This is a genomic window from Caulobacter sp. ErkDOM-C, assembly GCF_048541825.1.
Lineage (GTDB): Bacteria > Pseudomonadota > Alphaproteobacteria > Caulobacterales > Caulobacteraceae > Caulobacter.
On record NZ_CP183332.1, the window covers coordinates 2,054,895 to 2,071,880 of the forward strand.

The 16,986-nt window shown below is 65.4% G+C and carries 13 protein-coding genes; 3 read left to right on the forward strand and 10 right to left on the reverse strand.

Annotation, left to right across the window (positions count from 1 at the left end; all coding sequences use genetic code 11):
- Positions 1-405 precede the first annotated feature (405 nt).
- Positions 406-675: a hypothetical protein gene (locus ACN2C8_RS10025; RefSeq protein ID WP_419251622.1), complete on the forward strand. Its 270-nt coding sequence runs from the start codon at positions 406-408 to the stop codon at positions 673-675.
- Here the strand turns inward: ACN2C8_RS10025 and ACN2C8_RS10030 are convergent.
- The 7 genes from ACN2C8_RS10030 to ACN2C8_RS10060 all read right to left on the reverse strand — a co-directional run bounded on the left by ACN2C8_RS10030 (position 672) and on the right by ACN2C8_RS10060 (position 10,169).
- Entirely contained in the window at positions 672-1,778 is a 1,107-nt protein-coding gene (locus tag ACN2C8_RS10030; protein ID WP_419251623.1) for a PfkB family carbohydrate kinase, read from the reverse strand. The genes ACN2C8_RS10025 and ACN2C8_RS10030 overlap by 4 nt on opposite strands.
- Complete coding sequence (locus ACN2C8_RS10035; RefSeq protein WP_419251624.1) at positions 1,779-2,453, reverse strand: bifunctional 4-hydroxy-2-oxoglutarate aldolase/2-dehydro-3-deoxy-phosphogluconate aldolase; 675 nt, start codon at positions 2,451-2,453, stop codon at positions 1,779-1,781.
- A 458-nt stretch (positions 2,454-2,911) separates the two neighbouring features.
- Positions 2,912-5,638 carry a phosphoenolpyruvate carboxylase gene (gene ppc, locus ACN2C8_RS10040; protein ID WP_419251625.1) on the reverse strand — a complete coding sequence of 909 codons (2,727 nt, stop codon included), beginning with the start codon at positions 5,636-5,638 and terminating at the stop codon, positions 2,912-2,914.
- A gap of 167 nt (positions 5,639-5,805) precedes the next feature.
- Positions 5,806-6,576 (reverse strand): 2-dehydro-3-deoxy-D-gluconate 5-dehydrogenase KduD, encoded by a 771-nt coding sequence (gene kduD, locus ACN2C8_RS10045; protein ID WP_419251626.1) that lies wholly within the window; start codon positions 6,574-6,576, stop codon positions 5,806-5,808.
- Between the two features lie 89 nt (positions 6,577-6,665).
- Positions 6,666-7,514, reverse strand: coding sequence for a 5-dehydro-4-deoxy-D-glucuronate isomerase (gene kduI, locus ACN2C8_RS10050; RefSeq protein ID WP_419251627.1), 849 nt, complete (start codon positions 7,512-7,514; stop codon positions 6,666-6,668).
- A gap of 18 nt (positions 7,515-7,532) precedes the next feature.
- Positions 7,533-8,987 (reverse strand): glucuronate isomerase, encoded by a 1,455-nt coding sequence (gene uxaC, locus ACN2C8_RS10055; protein WP_419251628.1) that lies wholly within the window; start codon positions 8,985-8,987, stop codon positions 7,533-7,535.
- A gap of 111 nt (positions 8,988-9,098) precedes the next feature.
- Positions 9,099-10,169 carry a LacI family DNA-binding transcriptional regulator gene (locus ACN2C8_RS10060; protein WP_419255859.1) on the reverse strand — a complete coding sequence of 357 codons (1,071 nt, stop codon included), beginning with the start codon at positions 10,167-10,169 and terminating at the stop codon, positions 9,099-9,101.
- Positions 10,170-10,350: 181 nt separating this feature from the next.
- Between ACN2C8_RS10060 and ACN2C8_RS10065 the strand changes: the two genes are divergently transcribed.
- The gene (locus ACN2C8_RS10065; RefSeq protein WP_419251629.1) at positions 10,351-11,859 is read left to right on the forward strand and encodes a UxaA family hydrolase; all 1,509 of its coding nucleotides are present in this window, start codon (positions 10,351-10,353) and stop codon (positions 11,857-11,859) included.
- Positions 11,856-13,301 (forward strand): mannitol dehydrogenase family protein, encoded by a 1,446-nt coding sequence (locus ACN2C8_RS10070; RefSeq protein ID WP_419251630.1) that lies wholly within the window; start codon positions 11,856-11,858, stop codon positions 13,299-13,301. The genes ACN2C8_RS10065 and ACN2C8_RS10070 overlap by 4 nt, the downstream gene beginning before the upstream one ends.
- A 6-nt stretch (positions 13,302-13,307) precedes the next feature.
- Here ACN2C8_RS10070 and ACN2C8_RS10075 read toward each other — a convergent pair whose 3' ends face one another.
- The 3 genes from ACN2C8_RS10075 to ACN2C8_RS10085 all read right to left on the reverse strand — a co-directional run bounded on the left by ACN2C8_RS10075 (position 13,308) and on the right by ACN2C8_RS10085 (position 16,894).
- Positions 13,308-13,868 carry a sugar transferase gene (locus tag ACN2C8_RS10075; protein ID WP_419255860.1) on the reverse strand — a complete coding sequence of 187 codons (561 nt, stop codon included), beginning with the start codon at positions 13,866-13,868 and terminating at the stop codon, positions 13,308-13,310.
- Between the two features lie 13 nt (positions 13,869-13,881).
- Complete coding sequence (locus ACN2C8_RS10080; RefSeq protein WP_419251631.1) at positions 13,882-16,530, reverse strand: polar localization protein TipN; 2,649 nt, start codon at positions 16,528-16,530, stop codon at positions 13,882-13,884.
- A 166-nt stretch (positions 16,531-16,696) separates the two neighbouring features.
- On the reverse strand, positions 16,697-16,894 hold the full coding sequence (locus ACN2C8_RS10085; protein WP_419251632.1) for a hypothetical protein: 198 nt from the start codon (positions 16,892-16,894) through the stop codon (positions 16,697-16,699).
- Between the last annotated feature and the right edge of the window lie 92 nt (positions 16,895-16,986).

The following is a 16,986-nucleotide window of genomic DNA, read 5'->3' on the forward strand; positions in this document are numbered from 1 at the left end:
CGGGGTTGGCGAGCGCGGCAGGCGGGCGGAAACGTTCGCGGTCCGGGACGGGGCTTGCTGGCCCTGCCCGCCGTCGGCGGCTGAGACCGGTTCGGCGTCAATAGCGCCCAAGGACCGGTCGCCGTCGAAAAAGCGATCACGCGGAGCGTCTGATCTGCGTCGAAACGGTATTTTTTCAAAGTTCTCCGGGCGCGGCCCGGACGCTCCGCCCCCCTCCCCGATCTTCGCAGCGGAAGCGCGAGGCAGCGAAGCCGTGCCCGATCAAGATGCTTCCCCTCTGGGGGAGCTGTCGGCAAGGCCGACTGAGGGGGCCTATTCGGCATCCCCCCAGATAGCCCCCTCCGGCCCTCCGGGCCACCTCCCCCGAGAGGGGAGGATCTCGTCTAATCGGAAAGGAACCCCACCATGCCCCGCAGCAAGACCCGCGCCCTGATACGCGCCGGCTACGATCCCGAGACAAGCTGGACCTCCACAAGCACCAAGGAATTCAGGGCGCGGGTCCAACGCCTGAGTTTCGCGATCACAAAGCGCCACATCGCAGAAGCCGCTGCACGCCAGCGAGCCCTAGCCGCCGCTCACGAAAAAGCCCCCGATCTTTCGACCGAGGGCTTCAACGATCTTGTCATCCCGGCCGAAGAGCCGAGACCGCCGCGGATGGGGCGACTGACGGACTAGCGGATGACCCGCGCGCCCTTGCCCTTCATCACCGCCTCGACCTCTTCCTTGCGCACCATCGAGGTGTCGCCAGGCGTGGTCATGGCCAGGGCGCCGTGAGCCGCGCCGTACTCGACGGCGGCCTGGGGGCCCTTGCCTTCCATGAAGCCGTAGATCAGGCCCGAGGCGAAGCCGTCGCCGCCGCCGACCCGGTCATAGATTTCGAGGTTTTCGCGCATCATCGACGAATAGAACTCGCCGCCGGCGTACAGGATCGCCGACCAGTCGTTGACCGAGGCGGTCTTGGCGTTGCGCAGGGTGGTGGCGGCGACCTTGAAGTTCGGGAACTGCGTTACGGCGGTCTCGATCATCTTCTTGAAGTTGGCCGGATCGATCGCGCTGATGTGCTCGTCCAGGCCTTCGACTTCAAAGCCCAGGCAGGCGGTGAAGTCTTCTTCGTTGCCGATCATCACGTCCACATACTGGGCGATGTGGCGGTTGACCTTCTGGGCCCCCTCCTTGCCGCCCTGCGACTTCCACAAGGATGCGCGGTAGTTGAGGTCGTAGGAGATCACGGTGCCGTACTTGCGGGCCACTTCGACCGCTTCGATCACGGCTTCAGCGGTGTTGCTGGCGAGGGCCGCGAAGATGCCGCCGGTGTGGAACCAGCGCACGCCTTCTTCGCCGAACAGCTTTTCCCAGTTCACTTCGCCGGGACGGATCTGCGACGCGGCCGAGTGACCCCGGTCGCTGCAGCCCAGGGCCGGACGAACGCCAAAGCCCTTCTCGGTGAAGTTCAGGCCCACGCGGGTGTTGCGGCCCAGACCGTCGAAGTCGCGCCAGATGACGTGGGAGGTGTCGACACCGCCCTGCATCATCAGATCCTCAACCAGCCAGCCCAGATCGTTCACCGGCAGGGCGGTGACGGCGGTCGAGCGCTTGCCCCAGCACTTCTTGAAAGCGCGGGCGACATTGTATTCGCCGCCGCCTTCCCAGACGTTGAACTGGCGAGCGTTGCGAACCCGGCCGAAACCGGGGTCGAAGCGCAGCATCACTTCGCCGAAGGACGCGCAATCCCACTTCGTTTCCGAAGCCGGGCGGATGTTGAGGATGTTGTCGGTCATTTAGGCCTTCCCACGAACCTTCTTGATCAGATCCACCGTCTCGCGGACCTTGGCGGTGATGCCGGCATAGTCGCCGGCCTCGAGCATTTCAGGGGTGATGAGCTTGGAGCCCATGCCGGCGGCGACGATGCCCGCGCCGAACCACTTCTTGACCGAGGCTTCGTCTGGATCGACGCCGCCCGTCGGCATGATGCGGGTCCAGGGCATCGGGCCCAGCACCGCCTTGACGAAATCGGGGCCGCCGACCGACGAGCCGGGGAACACCTTGACGATCTCGCAGCCCAGTTCCTCGGCGTACGAGATTTCCGAGGCCGAACCGCAGCCCGGCGAATAGGGGATCTTGCGGCGGTTGCAGACCTTGGCCACGTCGGCGTTGAGGATCGGGCCGACCACGAACTTGGCACCGTTGGCGATGTAGATGCCGGCGGTCGGCGCATCGACGATCGAGCCCACGCCCATGATCACGCGCTCGTCGGCCGTAGCGAAGTGCCTGGTGACTTCATAGAAGACGTGGCTGGCGAAGTCCCCGCGGTTGGTGAATTCGATGCAGGGCGCGCCGCCGTCGGCGCAGGCCTGGATGACCTTTTTACAGACCTCGGCGTCGGGATGATAGAAAACCGGGATCACACCCTGGTCCATCATGGCGGTCAGAACCGCCATACGATCTTTCACCATCACATAGTCCTCCAAAAGCATCGTTCGTGCGTGCGGGCCCCCTCAAGGACCCGTCGCAGGGAAGATTTCGCCGGTATTGGCTCAGGGCGATCGTTTAGACCGCGTCGCGCGCGGACGCCACTCCGTGGCTGCCGCCACGTCAAACAAAGGCGCGTTCGCGCCGCCTTGTTTCCTTCCCCAATGTCCTCTTCGTCACCCGCCCTCGTAAAAGTGAGGGCGTCGAGTCAGACCCGACGCCCCGAAGTTTGCGCAGGAGCGAGCTCAAAAGAGCCGCAACGAGACGGGCCGACGACGTCGTTCCGAACCGTAATGATACCGGTGTCATTTCGAGACAGGCTCGTGGCGCCACCGGTGTCATTGCGCAGATAATCAGAAACCCGTGGTTTAGGCAAGCGTCCTGAAGCGCTTGCCTAAACTCACTAGATCCTTGAAATCGTGAAGAATTCAGCGACCGACGATTAACCGGTGTTGCGCAAACCCGCCGCGATCCCGGCCACGGTCAGCTGAATCGCCAAACGGACGGCCTCGTCCAGGTCTCCGCCCCGACGCCGCGAGAGCAGTTCCAGCTGCAGATGGTTCAGCGGATCGACCGACAAACCGGCCAGGGCGACCGACTCGGCCAGCTCGGGCTGGTTGTCGAGCAGGGACGTTCCGCCCCGGATGGTCAGGGCCAGGCGCTGAGCGGCCTCGTGCTCGGCCTTGATCGTTTCGAAGATCCGGGTCGCATTGGCCGGATCGGTCGACAGGGCCACATAATGGGCGGCGATGCCCATATGGCTCTGGGCCAGGGCCAGCTCCATGTTCGACAGCAGGGAGGCGAAAAAGTCGAAGCCGCCGGCCAGGTCCTGCAACTGCTGGACCGACAGCCCTGCCCGCTCGACCCCCGAGGCAAAGCCGTACCAGCCGGGCAACATGAACCGAGACTGCGACCAGCTGAACACCCAGGGGATGGCCCGCAGGTCCTCGATCCTGCGGCTGGCGGTCCGGCTTGCAGGGCGCGACCCGATGTTGAGGCCGACGATCTCGCCGATCGGCGTGGCCGACCAGAAGAAGTCCTCGAAGGCCGGATCGTCATAGACCAGGGCCCGATAGCCCTCGAACGAGGCCTGGGCCAGGGCGGTCATGGCCGCCTCGACCTTCGGGTCGGGACGCACGATGGGCCGATCACTGGCCATCAGCACGGCGGCGGCCAGGCCATCCAGGTTGCGGCGGGCGGTGGGCTGGTCGCCGAAGCGGCGGGCGATCATCTCGCCCTGCTCGGTCATGCGGATGCGGCCCTGAACGGTGCCGGCCGGCTGGGCCATCACCGCCTCGGCGGCAGGCCCCCCGCCCCGTCCGACACTGCCGCCCCTGCCGTGGAACAGCTGCAGACCGACGCCCATCCGGTCGGCCTCGAAGGCCAGGGCCGAAGCGCCCCGGGCCACGCCGCGCCGCGAGGCGACATAGCCGCCGTCCTTGTTGCTGTCAGAATAGCCGAGCATGATTTCCTGCACCGGCCGGTCGCCCAGGATGGTGCGGCTGATCGGCAGCTCCAGCCACTGGCGCAGGACCCGGGGCCCCTGCTCCAGGTCCTCGATGGTCTCGAACAGCGGACTGATCTTGACCGACGAGCGCGGCGCGGCGCCGCCCCAGACCAGACCCACCTGCTTGAGCAGGACCAGCGGCTCAAGGATGTCGGACAGGGTCGCCGACTTGGAGATCACATAGGCGCCGAGGCACCCGTGGCCATAGTCGCGCACCGCCTGGGCGGCGGCCTCCATGGTCGCCAGCTCGCGGCGGGTCTCCTCGCCATAGGCGGTGAACGGCGAAACCAGCGGCCGCTGATGCGACAGCTCCTCGATCAGGACCTTGCAGCGGTCCTCCTCGGGCAGGTCGAGATAGCGAACCCCCGTGCCGGCCCGCTGGAACAGCTCGTGCAGCGTGCGCTCATGAACATCGGCGTTCTGGCGCAGGTCCAGGCTCATCAGGTGGAAGCCGCAGGCCTTGGCCACCTCGACCAGGGTCCGCAGGGCCGTTCCGACCAGACGCTCGCCGCCATTGCGCTCCAGGCTGTCGATGACGATCGACAGGTCGGCGACAAAGGCGTCGGGATGGGCATAGGGCTCAACGTCCGTCCGCCCGTTGGCGAAAGCGACCCACTGGTTGGTCAGCTTCTGGGACACCGCCGACAGGCGATCAAAGATCAGTTCCAGCACCAGGCGATAGGGCTCATCGATGCGGTGGACCGACGGATCCGTGGCCTGGCCAGCCAAGGCCATCAGCTCGTCGGACACCGGCGTATAGGCGGTCGAGATCGCCAGGTTGGACCACAGTTTGCGGACCTCGGCGGCGTACCAGTCGAGGATCACCCGCGACTGCGAACTGAGCGCCAGTTTCAGGGTCTCGCCATTGACGCCGGGGTGACCATCGCGGTCGCCGCCCAGCCAAGAGCCCATCTTCAGCAGCGGCGCCAGCTCGGCGTTGTGGGCGATCTGGGCGGTCCAGTCGCCGTACAGGTCGATGATGGCAGGCAGGATCGAGGTGCGGACGATCGACAGGGCGTTGCGGATCTCGTCCTTCACGGTGATGCGCTCGGGGCGATACAGGCGGGTGCGCCACATCAGGGCGATCTCGCGGAACAGCCGCTCGCGGATGTCGCTCTCAAGGTCGGCCGGCAGGTGGTGGCGGCGCAGGGCCATCAGCCGCGAGATCTCGGTCTCGCGGTCCACCATCGAACGACGCCGCACCTCGGTCGGGTGGGCGGTCAGCACCGGCACCACGTTCATGGCGGCGAAGATCCTGGCGATGTCGGCGTCGGTCTTGCCACCGGCCTTCAGCACGCCCACGGCGTCGACCAGGGTGCGGGGCCGCTCATCGCCCGGCTGGGCGTCAGCCTCGGCGTGGCGACGGCGACCGGCGACATCCTCGCCGATATTGGCCAGCAGCGAATGGCTGGCAAAGGCCCTGGCCAGGAACACGGCCTGGTCGTTCGACAGATCGGCGAACAGGTGGTCCAGAACCGGCGCTTCGCCGCCCTCTTCCTCGCGGGACGAAGCCTTGCGGGCCTTGGTCACCAGGGCGGCGGACTCCTCGCCCTCCAGATAGGCGATGGCCTCCGACAGCAGGTCGCTCAGCAGGTTGGCGTTCTGGCGGACGTGGCGGCTGGTAGGACGATCACCGCCGAGCGACAGGGCCGGGTTACGCATGAGCGAGCTCCGCTGACGCCAGAGGCGCCTCTACAGAAGGATGAACCTAGACGCCCTGCCCTATTCGGCGCTGACGTAGCGGCGCCCTTACCGCGCTTCGCCGTCCGGGCAAACCCAGACGGCACGATGATCGCGCTACCATCGAATATTTGCGTGATTTTATGCCGTTAACGGGCCAGCCAGCCGCCGTCCACGGGCAGAGTAATCCCCTGGACATAGTCCGCCGCCGGCGACGCCAGGAACACGGCGGCGCCGCCCAGGTCGCTCGGCTTGCCCCAGCGGGCGGCCGGGATGCGCGCCAGGATCGAGGCATTGCGGTCGGCGTCGTTGCGCAGGGCCTCGGTGTTGTTGGTGTCGAAATAGCCCGGCGCGATGGCGTTGACGTTGATGCCCTTGGTCGCCCACTCGTTGGCGAGGATCTTGGTCAGGCCGGCCAGGCCACTTTTCGACGCTGTGTAGGACGGTACGCGGATGCCGCCCTGGAACGACAGCAGGCTGGCGATGTTGATCACCTTGCCGGCGACGCCGTCGACCGGACCCTGCTTCAGCGCCTGCCTGGCGAAGGCCTGGGTCAGGAAGAAGACGACCTTCAGGTTGGTATCCATCACCGCGTCCCAGTCGGCTTCGGAGAAGTCGATGGAGTCCGCGCGGCGGATGATGCCGGCGTTGTTGACCAGGATATCGACCTTGCCGAACGCGGCGACGGTCTCGTCGATCACGCGCTGGACGGGCTCGATCGAACCGAAGTCGGCCTTGATCGACAGGAACCTGCGACCGGTCGCTTCCACGGCGGCCTTGGTCTCGGCGGGCTCCCTGCGACCGGCGGCGGCGATGTTCGCGCCGGCTTCCGCAAGCGCCACAGCCACGGCCTGACCCAGACCGGTGTTGGCGCCGGTGACGAGCGCGACCTTGCCTTCGAGGCTGAACGGATTGGCCATGGTGTGTTCCTGTTCAAAAATCTTGTCATCCCGGACGGCCTGAAAGGCCGATCCGGGATGACAACCGCAGAGAAATGAGCCCGAAAGCCCTACTTCAGCTGGCAGATGTCCAGCACGTTCATGTCGGTATAGTCGAGGTTCTCGCCGCCCATCGCCCAGATGAACGTGTAGTTCGAGGTGCCCGAACCCATGTGGATCGACCACGGCGGGCTCATCACGGCTTCCTCGTTGGCGATCACGATGTGACGCATTTCGTCCGGCTCGCCCATGTAGTGGAAGACGCGGTCGTTGGCGCCCAGATCGAAGTAGAAATAGGCTTCCGAACGGCGGTCATGCAGGTGGGGCGGCATGGTGTTCCAGACGCTGCCCGGCTTCAGGACGGTCATGCCCAGCAGCAGTTGAGCCGACTTGCAGGTGGTCGGCACGATGTACTGGTAGATGGTGCGCTCGTTGGAGGTCTCCAGCGCGCCGCGCTCCAGCGGGACAGCGTTGGCGAATTCCAGCTTCTTGGTCTCAAACGCGGCGTGGGCCGGCAGGCTGGTCAGATAGAAGCGCGCCGGGTTGGCGGCGTCGACACTCTCGAACACCACGTCCTTGGAGCCCATGGTCACGTAGATGCCGTCCCGCGGCTCGATGTCATAGGCGACGCCGTCCACCGTGACCTTGCCCTTGCCGCCGCCGACATTGATGGCGCCCAGTTCGCGGCGCTCAAGGAAGGGGTGGCCAGCCGCCGAGGCGGGCTCGGTCTGGTCGGGCAGCTTGACGCCCTTCGAGATCGGGGCGGCGCCGCCGATCACGAAGCGTTCGGCGTGGTTGTAGTGCAGGACAATGCCGTCGTCTTCGAACAGGCCGTCCATCAGGTAACGATCACGCAGATCGTCATTGCTGACCGAGAACATCATGTCCGGATGGGTGGCGTGATAGGTCTTGCTGAACATTGTGGTGCTCCGGAAATCTTATTGAGCGGCTTGGACCGACGAAGGCGTCGGCCGGGGTTGGTCGAGCTTGTAGGCGCGCTTGGGCAGGTTGTAGGTCAGGTCGACGATCAGCTCCTGGGCCTCGACGAGGTCCATGCGGTGTTCGGCGACCATGCGGGCCAGGAACGAGGAGTCGACGCGGCGGGCCACATCGTGGCGGGCCGGGATCGACAGGAAAGCGCGGGTGTCGTCGTTGAAGCCGACGGTGTTGTAGAAGCCCGCCGTCTCGGTGACCTGCTCACGGAAGCGCATCATGCCTTCGGGGCTGTCGTGGAACCACCAGGACGGACCCAGCTTCAGCACCGGATAGTGGCCGGCCAGCGGGGCCAACTCACGGCTGTAGCTGGTCTCGTCCAGGGTGAAGAGGATCACCGACAGGCGCGGGTCGTTGCCGAACTTGCCGAGCAGCGGCTTCAGCGCCTTGACGTATTCGGTCTGCACCGGGATATCGGCGCCCTTGTCGCGGCCGTGCGAATTCAGCAGGCCGACATTGTGATTGCGATGCGAGCCGGGGTGGATCTGCATGACCAGCCCGTCGTCCAGGCTCATCTTGGCCATTTCCGTCAGCATCTGGGCGCGGAACAGCTCGGCCTTTTCAGGCGTCACCTCGCCCTTCACCAGGTTGAGGAAGAGGGCCTCTGCCTCGGCGGTGGAAAGATCGGCGGTCGCGGCGGTGGGGTGGCCATGGTCCGACGAGGTCGCGCCTGCGTCGATGAAGGCGCCGCGACGGATGCGGTGGGCTTCGAGATAACCCTTCCAGCTGCGGACGTCCTGGCCCGAGACTTCGGCGAAGCGTTCAAAGGCGCGCGGCGAACGCTCGTCCTCGAAATCGATCACCGCGTCGGGACGATAGGCTGTGATCACATGGCCACCCCAGCCGCTGTCGCGGATGGCGTGGTGGTGCTTGAGGCTCTCGTGCGGGCCCTCGGTGGTGGCCAAGGTTTCGATATTGAACCGGTCGAACAGAGCGCGGGGCCGGAACGCCTCGGTCGCAAGGGCATCATTGATGGTGTCGAAATAGAGATCCGAGGTTTCGCCAGAGAGGAACACCTCGAAACCGAACACCTGGCTGAACACGTGGTTGAGCCAGATCCACGACGGCGTACCACGAAACAGGTGGAAGTTCTGGGCCAGCAGACGCCAGGCTTCACGGGGGTCGGTTCCCGGAACACCCGACTTGGAGCGCACTTTCAGGGCGTCCAGCGAGATCCCCTGGCTGTAGAGCATGCGAAACAGGTAGTGGTCCGGGGCCAGGAGCAGGTCGGTGGCGTCCTGGAACGGCGCGTTGGTCGCAAACCAGCTGGGATCGGTGTGGCCATGCGGGCTGATGATCGGCAACGCCTTGACCGCTCCGTAGAGCTCGCGCGCGATAGAACGCGTACGCTCATCTGCCGGGAACAGTCGATCGTCGTGGAAGATCAGCGGCCTGGCCATGGATTTCTCCTGCTTCCTCTCCAGCCAGCGGCTTATCAGTCGACCGCTTCTGACCCGCGCTTGGTAACCGGTGTCATGTTTGGATGCAAGCCAGCCCTTCGTGAGGTCAGCCTACACCGAAGGCGCGGGGCCAGACGATTCCCGAACGACCAGGGTCGGCTCGGTGCGGGCGGGATCGCGCTCTTCACGGCGCTCGCGGCGTTCCGCGTCGATCAGCTTCTCGGCCGCCATTCGCCCGATCTCGCGGGTAGGCGTGCGGATGGTCGTCAGTGGCGGCCAGACCGCCTGGGCGATCTGGAAATCGTCGAAACCCACCACCGTGAGATCTGCAGGGACATTCAGCCCCGCCTTGCGCGCCGACTGCAGCACGCCAGCCGCCATTTCATCATTGCCGGCGAAGATCGCAGTGGGACGGGGCGTTCGCGCCAGAAGTTCGTCGCCGCAGGCCACACCGGACTCAAAGGTATAGGCGCCCTGAATGATGTCACTCGGCTCCAGCTTCAGGCCGCGTTCGGCCAAGGCCGCCTCGAAGCCCCCTCGCCGCTCATGCGACGAACGGAAGGTTTCAGGGCCGGAAATGAAGGCGATGCGACGATGGCCGAGATCGAGGATGTGCCGCGCCGCCTGCGCGGCGCCCATGCGGTCGTGACCGACGATCATGTTCTCGGGCTTGTCGAGTTCGACCGATGCGATCCGGATGTAGGAACAACCGATCTCGTTGAGCAGCTTGGCGACACGCTCGTCTTCCGAAACCGAAGGCGGCAGCACAACGCCATAAAGCTTCTGCCGCTCGACGAAGGTGCGGACGTCGGCCAGAAAGGTGGGACTGGCGCGGTTGCAGGGGTGCACGACCAGTTCGAAACCCGAGCCGCGCATACCATCCAGCAGTCCCAACTGCATGTTCACGACATACTGCGGATTGGGGTTGTCGTAGATCATGCCGATCAGGAACGACCGACGAAACGCCAGGCCTCGGGCCTGGGGATCGGGCGCGTAACCCCACTCGGCGATAACAGCCTCAATCCGCTCGCGAGTCTCGTCGCGCACGAAAGGCGACTGGTTGATCACGCGCGAGACAGTCTTCTTGGAAACCCCGGCCAGCCTGGCGATGTCATTGATCGTGGCCCGCTTGCGTCCCCCTTCAAGGCCACCCTCGCGTTCGTTGTCGCCCTGCGACGGCATAGGCGGTTTTGATGAGTTCACGACGTTTCCATGCAACTTTGAGCGCTCTGCATCGTCATACTCTACACGTGCCGCCGTCGCCACCAATGGACGAAACGAGCGTTTGCAACAGATCTGACACCGGTTACCATTCCGCCGAACGAGGTTTCGCGGCTGCGAACGTCACCGCACGAAGGCATGAATGACCCAGGCAAGCTCTGTTCGCAGCGAATCGATTCACGACGTCGATCCACGCGATCACGTCGCAACCGCGCTGCGCGATATCCTGGCGGGCGAGACGCTTGACCTGCACGGTCGATCTCTTCTGGCCCGCGCCGATGTGCCCAAGGGCCACAAGATCGCCATCGGCACAGCGGCCATCGGCGACGATGTGCTTAAGTATGGATGGCCAATCGGGCGCGCGACCATGGACATCGCCATCGGCGATCACGTCCATATCCACAACGTCGAGACCAAGCTCTCGGGCGTCGAAGGTTATGTCTGGCAGTCCTCAACGCCCGCGCCAGTCGCCGCGCCCAATGATCGCACCTTCATGGGCTATCGCCGCCATAACGGCAGGGTTGGCACGCGCAACGAGATCTGGGTTCTGTGCACAGTAGGCTGCGTTGCAAACACCGCCCGCCGCATCGCCGAAAAAGCCAGTGTTCGCTTCGCGGGTCGCACGGATGGGGTCTTCGCGTTTCCGCACCCCTTTGGCTGCTCGCAATTGGGTGACGACCTGTCACACACCCGCAAACTCATCGCCGCTCTCGCTGCGCACCCAAACGCGGGTGGCGTGCTGATCCTGGGCCTGGGCTGCGAGAACAATCAGTTGAAAGCGCTGCTCGAAAGCGCTCCGGATCTCGACACCGCGCGCCTTCGCTCATTCACCACCCAGACGGTCGACGACGAACTTGAGGATGGCCTGGCCGCGATCGAGGAGCTGATCGCCATCGCCGAAAAGGATAGGCGCGAGCCCTGCCCCGTCTCCGACCTTGTGGTCGGTCTCAAGTGCGGCGGGTCGGATGGCTTTTCGGGCATCACCGCCAACCCCCTGGTCGGCCGTATCGCCGACAAGGTGTCGGACGCGGGCGGCACACCGGTGCTCACAGAGATTCCGGAAATTTTCGGCGCCGAGCAGATGCTGCTGGCGCGCGCCTCCACCCAGGCGGTGTTCGACAGCGCCGTGCAGGTGATCGACGACTTCAAGCGTTACTTCATCGGCAACAACCAGCCGATCTACGAGAATCCATCCCCCGGCAATATCGCCGGCGGCATCACGACCCTGGAAGAGAAATCCCTAGGCGCCGTGCAGAAGGGCGGTCGCTCTGCCCTGGTCGAAGTGATCCGCTATGGCGACCGCGTAGGGCCCCATGGGCTGACCCTGCTGGAGGCCCCCGGCAACGACGCGGTCTCGTCGACGGCGCTGACAGCGGCGGGCGCCACTGTGATCCTGTTCACGACCGGTCGTGGCACGCCGCTGGGCTTTCCTGCGCCGACACTGAAGATCGCTTCGAACAGCGGCCTCGCAGCGCGCAAGCCTGGCTGGATCGACTTCGACGCCGGCGTCGTGCTGTCTGGTCAATCCATGGACGACGCGGCTGAGGCTCTGATGGATCTCGTCATCGAGACCGCGTCCGGCAAGGCAACCAATGCCGAACTCAACGGCGAGCGTGAAATCGCCATCTGGAAAAGTGGTGTGACCCTGTGACGGCTCTTCCCGTATCTTCCGCCCTCCGCCTTCGCGCCAACAGCTGCCCGGCCGCGCTCCCGAGTGTCGCCCAGCCTGCTTACGACCGCGACCGGATCACCGTCGGCGTCGTCCACCTCGGCCCCGGTGCGTTTCATCGCGCCCACCAAGCCTACTATTTCGACCAGTTGCTGGCAAAGGATCCCCGTTGGGGCATCTGCGCCGTTTCGCTGAAAAGCCCGGGCGTACGCGACGCCCTCGCGCCACAGGATGGCCTCTACACCCTGGCCCAACTCGACCAGGAGACCACTTTCAGGATCATCGGCTCGATCGTCGAGGTGCTTGTCGCGCCCGAGGATCCGCCGGCGGTCTTCGCGCGTCTGGCCGCCCCGATGACCCGCATGGTCACACTGACCGTGACCGAGAAGGGCTACTGCCTGTCGAGCGAAGGCGGACTGGACGAAAGCCATCCCGATATTGTCCATGACCTCGCCAACCCGCGCGAACCAATCAGCGCGATCGGCTATCTGGTCGAAGGACTGCGTCGACGCTTCTCGATCGGTCTGCCGCCCTACGCCGTGGTCGCCTGCGACAACCTCGCCGACAATGGCTGGCGACTGAAGACTGCCGTGACGACTTTCGCCGCCAAGGTCAATCCCGAGCTCGCCGCCTGGATCGAGGCCGAAGGCCGCTTTCCGCGCACCATGGTCGACAGCATTACGCCCGCCACTGACGACGCTCTGCGGACGCGGGTCGAGACGGCGACGGGCCTTCATGACGCTTGGCCGATCCAGCGCGAAGCCTTCACGCAGTGGGTTGTCGAAGATGTTCTGGGCCCGGATGCGCCGGACCTCGCCGGTGTCGGCGTCACCCTGACTGACGATGTGCGCGGCTTCGAGCGCGCCAAGCTGCGCCTGCTCAACGGCGTGCACTCGACCCTGGCCTATGCCGGTATCCTGCGCGGCCACGAGACGGTGTTCGAAGCGATGAGCGACCCAGTCTTGGCCAATCTCGCGCGCGGTCTGATGATCGAGGACATCATCCCGACTCTGACGGCTCCGCGCGGCCTAGACTTGCCGGTCTATGCCGAATCTATTCTCAAGCGGTTCCGCAATCCCGAGATCCGGCACCTTCTGGCGCAGATCGCGTGGGACGGATCGCAGAAACTGCCCTTCCGTATTTCGGGCGCCTTGACCGAAGCGCTCAAGGCCGGGCGTTCGGTCGATCGGCTGGCCATCCCATTGGCCGCCTGGATGCGCTTCGTGTGCCTTCGCGCGGCGGCCGGAGAAAAGATCGTCGATCCGCTGGCCGACAAGCTTGTCGCGATCGCCGCGATCTGTTCGGGCGACGCGAAAGCCGACGTTGCGGCGTTCCTGGCGCTGGACACCATGTTCCCGCCGAGCCTGGCGGCAACCCCTGCCTTCATCGCGGCCCTCGAAAAGGCCTATGCCGATCTGGCCTAGTTCCGACTAGCGCGTCACGCCCCGGCCGGTGACGACCGGGGCGACCGTTTTCACCAAGATCACAAGATCGAACCCTAACGAGCGCCGCGCCAGATAGTCAGCGTCTAGCGCGACCTTGTCGGGGATGGAGAGCTCGTCGCGCCCGTTGATCTGCGCCCATCCCGTGACGCCCGGGCGAAGCTTGTCCACACCCGCCGCCGACCGTGCGGCGATCAGGTCGTCCTGATTGAACAAGGCCGGCCTTGGGCCGACCAGGCTCATATCGCCAACCAGCACGCTCCACAGTTGCGGCAGCTCATCCAGGCTGAGCCGACGCAAAGGCGCGCCGATGGGGGTCAGCCAGTGGTCAGGATCATTGAGCAGGTGGGTCGCGACTTCCGGCGTATCGATCCGCATCGTCCGGAACTTCGGCATCCAGAACAGCCGCGAGTCCTTGCCGACCCGCTGGGACCAGTAGAGCGCCGGCCCGGGCGATGTCACACGAACCAGCAGCCAAAGCGCAGCAAGCGGCGCCAGCAGGACCCATAACCCCACGGCGGCGGCCGCGACGTCGAAGACGCGCTTCAGCATCAGCGTGCGGCTAGGCCAGATCGCCGGTCGCGGCGTCCAGCAGCAGATAGGCGCGACCGGCATCCGACGACAGCAAGGCCGCAACCAGGAAGCCTTCGCGATCCTGACCGCCCGCTTCCTCGATCATGCCCGCATAGCGCTTGAGGAACCGCTCGGCATTGGCTCGCAGGGTGGCGTCCGAGAACAGACGCCGCACAAGCCGGCGAATTGCCGCCGGCGCGAGACGCTTGACCACCTCACGCGCCCCGGAAGAGTCTCGGGTCTGAATGGCGGCGGCGATCTCGTCGATCCGGCCGCGCGGCAACAGGGCATGCGGGTCGATGCCCATCGCCGAGATTTCGGCGGCAAGCTTTTCGCCCAGAGCCGCGTCGCCCGGTGAGCTGTTCTCGATACCAGAAAGTAAGGAACGCCACGACCAGTTCTGCCCGTCAGGGCCTTCGGGCGCAGCCGGCCCGCCACGACCGCCCGCGGTGTCGAACACCGATCGGAACTCATCGTCCGTCGCCGTAGGCGTAAGACGGAGTCGGGGCCGCTGTCCCGGCTCGTCCGCCAGCAGGTCGTCATCCATCTCAGGCGGCGGGGGCGGCGCAATCTGCGGCGGCGCGACAGGCGCGGCCTTTGAACGTGTCATCGACGGTTGGGGCTGACGCGCCGGAGAGGGTCCGCCCATCGCGGCGGCGGCTTCGCTGAGTGCATCGTAATTGCGACGAACGCGATCCTGGAACGCCTGGTCGATCGCCGCCGTTTCTTCCGCCGTGCGGCGGGCGGCAGCCATCAATTCCTCGATGCCCTTTTCGATCGAGGCGCGAACCTCGACCGCTTTCTGCATCGCTTCAGCCGGCATGTCCGCCGTGCGTTGGCCAACTTCGTCCAGCATGGCCTCGAGTTCACCGAGCGTGCCGCGGGCAGTTAGAACGGCTTCGGCCAACTTCTGGGCGGTGCGGGCGCCGGCCTGCTCGACCATCTGGGCAGACTGCTCGATCAGGTCGCGCGCCTCTTCCATACGCGCCTCGAAGACGGTGTCGGCCTTCTGGCCCGCCGCAAAGGCAATCTCGTTGAGTTGATCGACGCGGCCACGCGCCGACTCGACCCGTGCGTCCACGCCCTCGCTGGCTTTCAGCGCCGAAGCCGCGAGGGCTTCCATCGCCTGCTTGAGTTCGATTTCAAGCCCTTCGCGCTGTCCAGCTGCGGCGTCGGAGATCGCCGCGAGGACCTTGCTGGTCTCTTCGACCAGGCTTTGGCGCTCGGCCTTGGCGTTCTCGGCCATGTCCTTGAACTGCTCGGAAGCGGCCGAGATCAGGCCACGCAGCACCTCGGCCCCCATTGCAGCGACATCGCTCAGTTCTGTGGCGCCGACCCGGGTGTAGGATACAAACTCAGTTAGCTGAGCCGTACGGGTCTCCGTCTCGGCCGCGAAATCTTCCTGCTCGGACCGAAGCGACTGACTGGCGGCGACCAGCGCCGCCCGCTGCTGGGCCAAATTCTTCTCGACCGAGCTCATCTGGTCGCCCAGGCCCTGTCCCGCCGTTTCCAGGCGCGCGATCTGACGCGAAATGTCCTCGGCGCCGACACGAGCCGCGTCGGAGGCTTCGGCAGCGGCAGCGGCCAGATCGGCGGCGCGAGCCGCGAGCGCGGCTTCAGCTTCGCGAAGCTGGGTTTCGGCCAGATCGGAGGCCTCGGCGACCATCCGCGCCTGACTGCCGATGGCGTCGACGACAGCAGTCGAGCGCGTGTCGAGCGTCAAAGACAGGGTTTCGAGCGCCTGGCGTTCATGGCCAAGGCCCTGCGCTAACTGATTGGCCATGCGAGCGGAGTTTGCCGCCGCATCGGCCAGTCGCGCCGTCTCTTCGGCTAGAGACTGGCGCAATGACAGGATGCGTTCGCGCGCCTCATCAGCGGCCAGGGTTGCGTTATCGATCTGGGCGCGAATGGCTTCCACCGCGCCCGAGGCGCCAGCGGCGGCCAGAACGGCTGGCGTAACCAAACGATCCGTAAGGGTGCGCGTGCGACGCAACTCCGCCGAAACGCCCTGAGCCTGACGCAGCAGATAGGCGCCCAGCAAGGTCAGCAAGGCCGGTCCGATCGCCAGACCAGCAAAGACCGTCAAGGCGAAGCCTTCCACCTTCAGAGCCGGAACATCGCGGGAATAGCCCAGCGCAAATGCAATGGGCGCCAGCGCCCATAGAGCCGCAGCGGCGACCGCAAAGGTCCAGAAAAGAAAAGCCGGCATGGGGCCGCGCTCGGAGCGATCGGGCAGGTCGAAAGCCTCGCTGGAGCGTCGCATGTTCGCCGTGGCGTCGCGCGTCTCGGCACGGGCCGGGGCCGTATCGCGCTCAGGTTCGACAACGGGAGCCGGCGGTTGAGCCGCACTGGTCGCCAGAGACGTGGCCGACAGATGTTGCTGCTCGAACGACGCCTGCGAAGGTTCGCTAATCCTTCCCCGGCGCGAAGCGGCCCGCGCCCGAGGTGAGGAAGGCTCTGGCGCCGAGATCTCCAGATCGAGGTCCGTTTCGCCCATCGGCGGATCGACAGGCGCAAGGACGTCAGCCTCCGTCTCGTCCTCGGCCAACGCGGCTTCGGACGAGGAGACTTGATCCTCTGCGGGCGCCTCCACGGGGACGGCGGAGAAATCGAGCGGTTGGCGCTTCTTAGGCTTCATACACAGCCAGGGTCCCAAGGCGGTCAGCGAAGGGCGAAGACAGTCAACGCGCGCCCTGCCCCTATTTCGCGTAGAGAATGAACCTAGCGGCGAAAAGCCCGCGCGCAAAGCGGCTTCGGTTGAGTTTTAAGGGCTTCACGTCGTCGCGGAGGGCAGAGGCGCCGCTTCAGACCGTTTGCGACGCCCCGCTTGGCGGAGCGACCGTCACCGGACTTTTCATGGATCCACGCGGCGAACGAGAAACCTTGCGTTCGGGCGGCGACTTGGCGACGGGGTGGGCATCGAGCGCAACGCCCAGTTGGCCCAGCGCCAGAGACGACAGCCAGACCACAACTATAGCCAGCATTTCCGCCAGAAAGCTCATGACCGACCCACCGTGCGATAACGGCATTATGCGACAGGCTCGCAGCTTAACCGAGTGAACTTTCGGTCATGATCGCAGAGTTCGGCGCCACC

What these genes read in the sequence shown, in the direction of transcription:
- ACN2C8_RS10035 (WP_419251624.1), bottom strand. Translation starts at nt 2,453, where the DNA reads ATGGTGAAAGATCGTATGGCGGTTCTGACCGCCATGATGGACCAGGGT.
- ACN2C8_RS10080 (WP_419251631.1), bottom strand. Translation starts at nt 16,530, where the DNA reads ATGAAGCCTAAGAAGCGCCAACCGCTCGATTTCTCCGCCGTCCCCGTG.
- kduD (WP_419251626.1), bottom strand. Translation starts at nt 6,576, where the DNA reads ATGGCCAATCCGTTCAGCCTCGAAGGCAAGGTCGCGCTCGTCACCGGC.
- kduI (WP_419251627.1), bottom strand. Translation starts at nt 7,514, where the DNA reads ATGTTCAGCAAGACCTATCACGCCACCCATCCGGACATGATGTTCTCG.
- ACN2C8_RS10065 (WP_419251629.1), top strand. Translation starts at nt 10,351, where the DNA reads ATGACCCAGGCAAGCTCTGTTCGCAGCGAATCGATTCACGACGTCGAT.
- ACN2C8_RS10025 (WP_419251622.1), top strand. Translation starts at nt 406, where the DNA reads ATGCCCCGCAGCAAGACCCGCGCCCTGATACGCGCCGGCTACGATCCC.
- uxaC (WP_419251628.1), bottom strand. Translation starts at nt 8,987, where the DNA reads ATGGCCAGGCCGCTGATCTTCCACGACGATCGACTGTTCCCGGCAGAT.
- ACN2C8_RS10085 (WP_419251632.1), bottom strand. Translation starts at nt 16,894, where the DNA reads ATGAGCTTTCTGGCGGAAATGCTGGCTATAGTTGTGGTCTGGCTGTCG.
- ppc (WP_419251625.1), bottom strand. Translation starts at nt 5,638, where the DNA reads ATGCGTAACCCGGCCCTGTCGCTCGGCGGTGATCGTCCTACCAGCCGC.
- ACN2C8_RS10060 (WP_419255859.1), bottom strand. Translation starts at nt 10,169, where the DNA reads ATGCCGTCGCAGGGCGACAACGAACGCGAGGGTGGCCTTGAAGGGGGA.
- ACN2C8_RS10030 (WP_419251623.1), bottom strand. Translation starts at nt 1,778, where the DNA reads ATGACCGACAACATCCTCAACATCCGCCCGGCTTCGGAAACGAAGTGG.